Genomic DNA, 8,031 nt, shown 5'->3' on the forward strand with positions numbered 1-8,031 from the left:
GGCGGGCGGCGGCCTCGGGCGTGTCGGCCTCGGCCCGGGTGGAGAACAGCGCCAGTCCGCTGGTCCGGCCGGGATGGCGGCGCAGGAAGGCCATCGCCGTATAGCCGCCCATGGAGCAGCCCGCGAGGACGGCGCGGTCGATGCCCAGCCGGTCGAGCGTGTCCGCGAGGTCGTCGGCGACGGCGTCGAGCGACGGATGCGCGGCCGGGGCGCCCAGCGGTGTCCGTCCGAAGCCGCGTTGGTCCACGGCGAGGACGGTGTGGCCGAGTGCGCCGAGCGCGCTGTTCTGCGCCCGCCACATCGAGGAGTCCAGCGGCAGCGCGTGCAGCAGGACGACGGGCACTCCGGCGCTGACGGCTGTGTCGATGGCGGCTGTTGGTTCAACGGGGGCTCTGTCGACGGCGGTCACCGGGCCACGCTCCTTTCGGCGGCGGCGATGAACGCGGCGAGCTCCGGCGACGGCGGAGTGTCCCGCAGCCGGGCCAGGGAGACCGGAGCGGCCGGGAGGTCCGTCACGGGCACCACCTTGATCCCGGACGGCACGATCCCGTCGAGCGACCAGAACGACAGATGTGCGGAGTCCGAACCGGCGAGCGTCTCGGCCAGCTCGGCCAGGCTGCCCATCTCCAGGACCCGGCGTATCCGGCCGCCGAGCGGTGTTATGGGCGGCACCACCAGGTCCCAGATATACGGAGGGAAGTCTCCCGGGCAGCGGAAGGCGTCGTACGCGGTGATGTCCTCGACCGATACGGAGGCCCGGCCTGCCAGCGGATGGTCCGCGCGGACCAGAACGGCTCTGGAATCGAAGGCGACGGGCCCGCTGGTGACGATGTCCGGCTCGCGCAGCCCGAACTTGACCAGCATGACGTCCAGTTCACCGGCGCGCAGCAGCCGGAACGGCTCCCGGACGTCGTACGGGACATAGCTGATCCGCTCCTCGGCGTGCCCGGCCGCGGCCACGATCCGCTCGGCCTGACGGGACGATCCATGGATTCCGACGCGGAGCGGGCGGACTGCGGTGGCGATCTCAGTGGTGACGACCGTGGCGGGCGGGTTATTCGGCAACTCAGTTCTCCTGCGTCAGTCCGGCATAGGCCTGGAGTTCGGACGGGCGGTGACGGTCGGTGTCGACGCGCAGGGCCGCGTACGGCGTGGCCAGCCCTGTCAGGCGCGGTACGGAACGCACGGTCAGCCGGTCGCCGGCGCCGACTGTGCCGTCGATCACCGCCTCGGCGAGCAGATGGCCGAGCTGGACGAGTGCGTCGGAGACGGTGACGTGCGCCGTGGCGAGATACAGATCGCGGTGGACGGGTCGGCGGCGGTCGTGGCGGCCGGTTGCCGATGCGTCCGTACGAGGGATCTCGACGGTGGCGGGCCGCCAGGCCGTCAGCGGACGTCGCCCGCTGAATGTCTTCAGCAGTCTGCGCAGACCGGTCGTGGTCTCGTCGGGCGACGGTCCGGCCCAGGCGGCCGAGCTGTCGTCGGCGATATGCGTGAAGGCGAACCGCTCCCGCAGATTGTCCGGGCGGCCTGCCAGATAGACGGTCCTGGTGAACGAGCGGCGCCAGACGTCGGCCCGCTCCGACGGCAGCGACAGGGCGAACGCACAGGCCTCCCGTATCCATGAGGTGAGCCGGAAGTCCCGAACGACGGCGACGGCCAGTGCCCGGTCGGTACGGCCGGAGGCGGCGTCGGCGAGGACGTGTTCCTTCGCCGCGAGAAGAGCGTGCGGAGTGGACAGGTTCCAGTGCGCCGGCAGATCCGGACGGGCGGCCCTGAGCCGCTCCGCGGCGACGGTGAGCAGCAGTTCGGGCGAGAGAGTCACCGGCAGACCGCTCATGGGTACGCCGCTCATAGGTACACCGTGGTGAGCAGGTCGCGGTCGACGGTGCGACGGGCCCGGCCCAGCAGAGACGAGGTCAGCCGGTAGGGATCGACATGGATGTGCTCGCGCCGGTGCCTGCGCAGATCGTCCAGGAACGCCGGACCGCTCGCCGGACTGCCTGTCGCCCTGTCTGCCGCACTGCTCGCCGGATTTTCCGCCGGTCCCTCGGCCACGCGGCGCAGCAGTCGCCCGGCCCGTTCAAGACTCTTGCGCAGCAGGTCGGCGCGGAACGACTGCGCCTGCCCAGGCCCGAGGACGGCGACGAAGTAGAGCCGCACACCGAGCCTGCGTACATCCGCGTCACCGTCCGTGCCGACGGCCCGCAGCAGGGCGCCCGCCGTATGGGCGTGCCAGCCGCCGTGCCGGGCCGAGGCGATCTTCCCGTCGATGGGCACGCGGCCGATCGGGACACGGTGCACGGCCGGGCCCAGTCGGCTCAGTACACGCTGGAGCAGCAGATAGTCGGGCGTCAGCTCACTGTCGTACAGAAGCACGACCTCGTCGTACGCGGGCGCCAGCGGCAGCAGCTCCCGCAGGGCGCAGGCAAGGTAGTTGGGCCGCCCGTCGGCCGCCACGATCTGCCGCAGCGGCAGACCGTACCGCGTGGCGTCGAGAAACACCGGGCCGCCGCTGGACCGCTGGTCGAGGCCCATGCCCAGGGCGGCAAGGCGCTCGATCATCTCCTCCAGACCGATCCCCGGCGGCTGATGCTCCATCAGTCCTGGGTCATGCAGTCCGAGTTGGGCGTAGTGCTCGGTCCATATCCGGAGTACGCGCTCGCTCGCCGGATGGACCCAACCGTGGTTCTCGGCCGCGTCCGCGTAGGCGTGCAGGGCGTCGGCCGGCGCGGGCGCGCCGTTGCGGAACCGTACGTACAGCTCGCCGATCTCCTCCTCGGAGAACGAGGCGTAGGGCAGATCACCCTGGGTGCGGTCGAGGAACTCCCAGAACCCGAGGGTCTGTTCGGTGAGGTGGTACGTCGTGTGGCTGTAGCGGTAGGTCACATCGGCCAGCGGCGCGGTGGCCCGGAACATGACATCGGTCCAGAGCAGGCCCTTGAGATGACTGGGTGTCAGTGGTTTGGCGGGTGTGATCGTGACGGGCGCGAGCAGCACCTTGCCACGGCCCGGCGCGGTCATGGGCGCCGAGGCGGTCGTAGTCGTACGCGGTGGTGTGGTCATACGCGGTGGTCTGGTCATACGTGCTCCTCGGCGCCGATGGCCGCGAGCAGTTCCGCCCGGGACGGCGGACGCGGTCCGTCCGGAGCCGTGGCGGGAGCCGCACGTACCCGCTCCCGGACTCGCTCCCGGAACGACTCGTCGTCGAAGATCTCCTCGGCGGTGTCCAGTCCCATGAGGACACGGGTGAGGCCGCGCCACACGGATCCGTCGGTGGTGGCCGCCGCCGCGACCGCGGACAGCGGCGGACGGCCGGACTCCGTCACCGTCGCGGTAGGCGGTGTACCGCCCGTAACTCTCGAACGCCAGAGCCGGCCGCGTACCGCGTCCTCACGGACCGACAGCTCGTACCACGGCCGGTACACGCCCTCGGCGAGGTGCCTGGCGAGTTCGGCCTGCCGCTCCCCCACCACCGGTTCGGCGTCGAGGAGTTCGGCGAGGAGGAACGCGTGCCGCAGGGCCAGTGACATACCGCGTCCGAAGAGCGGATTGGTGACACACGCGGCGTCTCCGACGGCGAACAGGCCCGCGACCGGCCGCGCGCCGGCGCCGGGCGGCGCGCCGCGCAGGATGTTGGGAGGCAGAGTGATGGTGCGCACCGGACCGATCGGTTCGCCCGCCTCGGGATCGGCCCAGGCCGCGAGACAGGGCGACAGCCGGGCGGCGGCGGTGAAGGCCGCCGGATCACGGAGGCCGTTCGTCGCCGGATCCGCCGTGGGCACGCCGAGCGTCAGGGCGTAGGTGCCGTTGTCGGCGGGATGCGCGACGGCGGCGTAGTGGTCCCAGATGCCGCCTGCCGCGTTGCCTCGATTGAGCGGTCCCGGCAGCACGCCCGGCGACCTCAGCCGGTAGAACCGGGTGAAGCCGCGCACCTGGGTGGGAGCGGTCCGTTCGGGCGGCGACGGCAGGCCGGAGGCGCTCAGCCAGGACCGGGAGGCCGCCCTGCGGCCGGTGGCGTCCACCACGGCATGCGCCGGAATGTGTTCTCCGCCGGCGGTCACCACACCGGTGACCCGGGCCACACCGGTGACCTGCGCCCGGGCGCCCGACTGGGATCGGGCACCCGACCGGGCCCGCGCGCCCGACGACGCCGTGAGCAGGCCGCCGACCGTGGCCTGCTGGCTGATCGTGACATTCGGCAGCGACCGCAGAATCCGGCGGAGTACGAGCTCGAAGACCGGGCGGCGCACGGCGAGCGCCACCAGTTCGCCGTCGCCCGCCCGGCGGATCCGGTCGTCTGCCCGCTCCGGCAGCGCCGCCATGAGGTCGAGGAGATGTCCACCGGCGTCGAGCACGGCGTCGAGCACCTCCGGCGCGCCCGCGCGCAGTTCCCGTACACCGAGCGAGGTCAGGATGTGGGAGTGGCCGTTCTGCGCGACGGTGGGCCGTTCCCACAGCTCGGCCGCCTTGTCCGGAGGGCCCTCCGGCGGCGCCGGTGCCTGCTCCAGGACTCTGACGCGGAAGCCCCGCCCGGCCAGAGCGAGGCTGGTGGCGAGTCCCGCGACGCTTCCTCCCACCACCACGACGGGCCGCGTCATCGGCGCCGGCCGTGTACGAAGAACACCCGGCGCACATCCCGGACGTCGCGCGCCGGAACCGGATCCGGCCAGCGCCCGAAGTCGGCTCCGGGCTCGCCGGGCTGGACCGCGTCCACGTCGAAGCCGTACCGGCCGAAGAGCGCCTCGGGCTCGTCGCTGCCGAACAGCCAGGGACAGCCCCAGCCCGCGAAGACATCCAGGAGAGCGCGCATATGCGGCAGAGTGAGGGCCGAGGAGTTGACGAGATCGGCGGCGATACGGCTGCCGGGCGCGCAGAGCGCGGCGACACGCTCCAGCATGCGGTGCGCGTCCTGTTCCGGGATGTAGTACAGCAGCCCTTCGAGCAGCCAGGTGGACGGCCGGCGCGGATCGTAGCCGGACGCGAGGAGCCGCTCCTCCCAGTCGTCCGCGGTGAGATCGACAGCGACGGTCGTGTGGGCGACGCGCGGCGCGACTCCGCGCAGCCGCTCCGCCTTGAAGGCGAACACCGAGGGCCGGTCGATCTCGAAGTACCGCAGACGGTCCGGCCAGGACAGCCGGTAGGCACGGGAGTCCATACCGGCCGGAGCCAGTACGAGCTGTGTCATCTCCCGGTCCTGCACGGCCTCCTGGAGAAGGTCGTCGAAGAATCTGGTCCTGATCGCGTTGTAGTCGGGTGTGCTGGGCAGATGGCGCGGCCGGTCCGGCGGGAAGGTCGCCTCGCGGATCTCCGCCACCAGACCGGGACCGGCGTCTCCCACCAGCCTCGCCGCGTAAGGATCCGTGTAGAGCCGGTCCTCCCGCCGGCTCTCGGCCGCGCGCAGGGCCGCGGTGAGCAGAGCGGTCCGCTCCACCGGATCGACGGGATCCAGGACGTCCGTCATATGCGTGCTCCTCGTCGATCGTCTGGTCGTTCGTCTCGTCGTTCGTCGGACGCGGCGATCAGCCGGCGCCACTGGCTCCCGTCCTGCCGGAACAGCCGGTCCTTGACCTGGGTGGGACGGACACCGTCGGCCACGCGGGCATGCCACTCGCGGTGGAAGGCGTCGGGATGGAGCAGCCGCACCGTCGCGGGCGCGAGCCGCCGCTCGCGCAGGGCCCGCGCGTATCCCGGGGACTCGGCGCCGAGCGCCGTGTCGAGCAGGGCGGCGAACCGTTCGGTCTCGGCGGTGAGCCACGGACTCTCCGGAGCCACCGCGAAGACATACCGAGGCGCCCGACCGGCTCGCTCCTCCGCTTCCTCCACCCGGCACGCCACATTGCGCAGCGTGAGTCCGGTGCTCGTGAGGGCCTCCTCCAGCGCCCGTACGACCTGGGCCTCACGCAGCCGCTCGCCCGCCGCGTCCGACCGGGAAGAGCGGCCCGCGTACGCGACGCGCGGCACGCCCGCGACACGGTCCACGACACGGACGATGTCGCCGACCGCGTACCGGTACAGGCCTCCGACATGACTGAAGACCACGTGGTAGTCCCGGTGGGGTTCGAGCTGCTCGGGCAGGAGCGTCCCGCTGCCGGGCCCGAGATCCTCGTCGGCGTCCACGAACTCGTATACGGAGGCGGACGGTACGAGGCTGCCGGCGGACGGATGCCGGTCCAGCGGCACGCCCACCGGGCCCTCCGACGCGGCCACCGGCGCGGTCAGCACAGCGGTTCCAACGCCGAACCGCTCACGCAGCGAAGGCATGTAGAGGGATGCCACACCGGTCGTCCAGCCGAACAGCGCGCGGACACGCGGCCAGACGTGGTGCGGGCTCACCTCTCCGAAGTAGTCGGCGAGCGACTCCAGTTGAGCGGCGCGCTCCGGATCCGCCGGACCGTACGGCGCTCCGCCCAGCGTCCCGTCGTGCACGTCCTTGACGATCCGCTGCCACCACAGACCGAGCTGGTACGGAACGGCCGCGATCATCGCCGGATTGATGCCGATGAGGGCCCGTACATCGCTCTGCACCGCGAGCCGCAGCCGGAGATACATCTTCTCCAGATGGTCGTCGGGCGCGACATCCACCGGCAGAGTGGCCCAGGGCGCGGCGGTGCCCAGCTCGGCGGAGAGCGGTTCGCCGAACGCCGTGCCGAAGTCGACCTGGCTGGCGCCCACATGCGGACGGCCGTCCGCCGTGACGGGCGGGACCGCGAGCGGATCGTGCTTGAGGTTGAGCACCGCGTCCGGCCGGTCCATGACATCCGGGAAGTGCTCGATCAGCGGCGCCCACGCCGCGTAGTAGAAGGGAAAGAAGACGGTCTCCATGAAGCGGCGCGTGACCGGGATCTTCTTGTGCGCGCCGGTGCTTCCGCTGCTGGTGAAGTAGACGACCGGCGCGTCCGCGGTGAGCAGATTCGGCTCTCCCTCCGCCATGCGCTCGATCAGCGGCGCGTGCGCCGCGTAGTCCTGGATCGGCACGGCCGCGCGATAGTCCGCCAGGGTGCGGATCCGGGCGAAGCCATGGCGCTTTCCGAACTCCGTACCGGCGTTGAAGTCCAGCAGATCGGCGAGGACGCGCTGTTGGCGTGCCGCCATCTCGGCGAGATCCGCTCTCAGCCGCGCCCGCTCGGCGAACACCCGCTCGCGGTAACGGTCGGCGTGGCCGGGCGTGCCCCAGCCCTGGGCCGCGCTCATGCGGTGAGCACCTCCCGTACGGCCTCGGCGGTCCGCGCCGTGCCGGAGTGTTCCTCGATCACGGTCACGGGCAACTGCCCTGTCTCCTCCAGCAGGAGCTTTCTGAGGTTCTTCTGATAGCTCTCGAAGCCGAACCACTCGGGCCGCCGGCCGAAGTACTCCAGCGGATTGAGGCGCGCGCCCTGGCCGGAGCGGCGCCAGGCGGTCTCGGACGAGACATCCAGATAGATCACCGCCCGTGGCTGCGGGAAGGAGCGCCACCAGGCGTACAGCGGATGCCCTTCGAGCCCGGCGAGCCGGCACTTCGCGAGGATCTTGTAGTAGTACGAATCCATCAGGACCGGCACCTCCGGGTCCTGCCGTATCTGCCGTTCCAGCTGGTCCCTGAGGTGCACCACCGCGGTCCCGAGCAGACTCGCGAGGAACTCCGCGGAGTAGGCGGCGTCCAGGCCCGGCAGTACGTCCTTGATGACGTTGCGGCGAAGCTGGGTGATGAGCCGGTGCTCCGCCGTGACGAGTTCGTCGTCGGTCGACAGCGTCCGCCAGCCGGGCAGCGCCGCCGAGAGCTCCGCCATGACGGAGGACTTCCCGGCGCCGTCCGGCCCGAGCAGGACATAGAACTGACGGACCGTCACCGACCCAACCGATGTCACTGATCTCACGGATCTCTCCTCGCCTTCGGATTCATCGGACGGCGCTCTCCTCGGCCATGAGCGCGAACGCGCCCTCCGTCCGGGCCCAGTTGCGCAGCGAGGGACGTACGGCTTCGCCGCCCGGGCGGTACATCTCGGCGACGAGGAAGGCCAGGTCCAGGGACTGGCTGCGGTTCAGGCGCGG

Annotated in this window: 8 protein-coding genes; all 8 read right to left on the reverse strand. The window is 71.4% G+C overall.

Annotated elements, in window-relative coordinates; all coding sequences use genetic code 11:
• The coding region (locus GA0115259_RS11105) for an alpha/beta fold hydrolase (RefSeq protein ID WP_256097970.1) at positions 1–409 on the reverse strand (409 nt) is incomplete at its 3' end.
• Positions 406–1,065: a LysR substrate-binding domain-containing protein gene (locus tag GA0115259_RS11110; RefSeq protein ID WP_093594497.1), complete on the reverse strand. Its 660-nt coding sequence runs from the start codon at positions 1,063–1,065 to the stop codon at positions 406–408. The genes GA0115259_RS11105 and GA0115259_RS11110, both read right to left, overlap by 4 nt.
• Position 1,066: 1 nt before the next feature.
• On the reverse strand, positions 1,067–1,855 hold the full coding sequence (locus GA0115259_RS11115) for a DUF6182 family protein (RefSeq protein ID WP_093594500.1): 789 nt from the start codon (positions 1,853–1,855) through the stop codon (positions 1,067–1,069).
• Positions 1,852–3,084: a hypothetical protein gene (locus GA0115259_RS11120; protein WP_345941007.1), complete on the reverse strand. Its 1,233-nt coding sequence runs from the start codon at positions 3,082–3,084 to the stop codon at positions 1,852–1,854. The genes GA0115259_RS11115 and GA0115259_RS11120 overlap by 4 nt, the downstream gene beginning before the upstream one ends.
• Positions 3,081–4,601, reverse strand: coding sequence for an NAD(P)/FAD-dependent oxidoreductase (locus GA0115259_RS11125; RefSeq protein ID WP_093594503.1), 1,521 nt, complete (start codon positions 4,599–4,601; stop codon positions 3,081–3,083). Before GA0115259_RS11125 ends, GA0115259_RS11120 begins: the two co-directional genes overlap by 4 nt.
• On the reverse strand, positions 4,598–5,464 hold the full coding sequence (locus GA0115259_RS11130) for a class I SAM-dependent methyltransferase (protein WP_093594506.1): 867 nt from the start codon (positions 5,462–5,464) through the stop codon (positions 4,598–4,600). Before GA0115259_RS11130 ends, GA0115259_RS11125 begins: the two co-directional genes overlap by 4 nt.
• Complete coding sequence (locus GA0115259_RS11135) at positions 5,461–7,194, reverse strand: GH3 auxin-responsive promoter family protein (protein WP_093594509.1); 1,734 nt, start codon at positions 7,192–7,194, stop codon at positions 5,461–5,463. Before GA0115259_RS11135 ends, GA0115259_RS11130 begins: the two co-directional genes overlap by 4 nt.
• Positions 7,191–7,856, reverse strand: coding sequence for a nucleoside/nucleotide kinase family protein (locus GA0115259_RS11140; protein WP_256097971.1), 666 nt, complete (start codon positions 7,854–7,856; stop codon positions 7,191–7,193). The genes GA0115259_RS11135 and GA0115259_RS11140 overlap by 4 nt, the downstream gene beginning before the upstream one ends.
• Positions 7,857–8,031 lie beyond the last annotated feature (175 nt).

Source organism: Streptomyces sp. MnatMP-M17 (assembly GCF_900091995.1).
Lineage (GTDB): Bacteria > Actinomycetota > Actinomycetes > Streptomycetales > Streptomycetaceae > Streptomyces.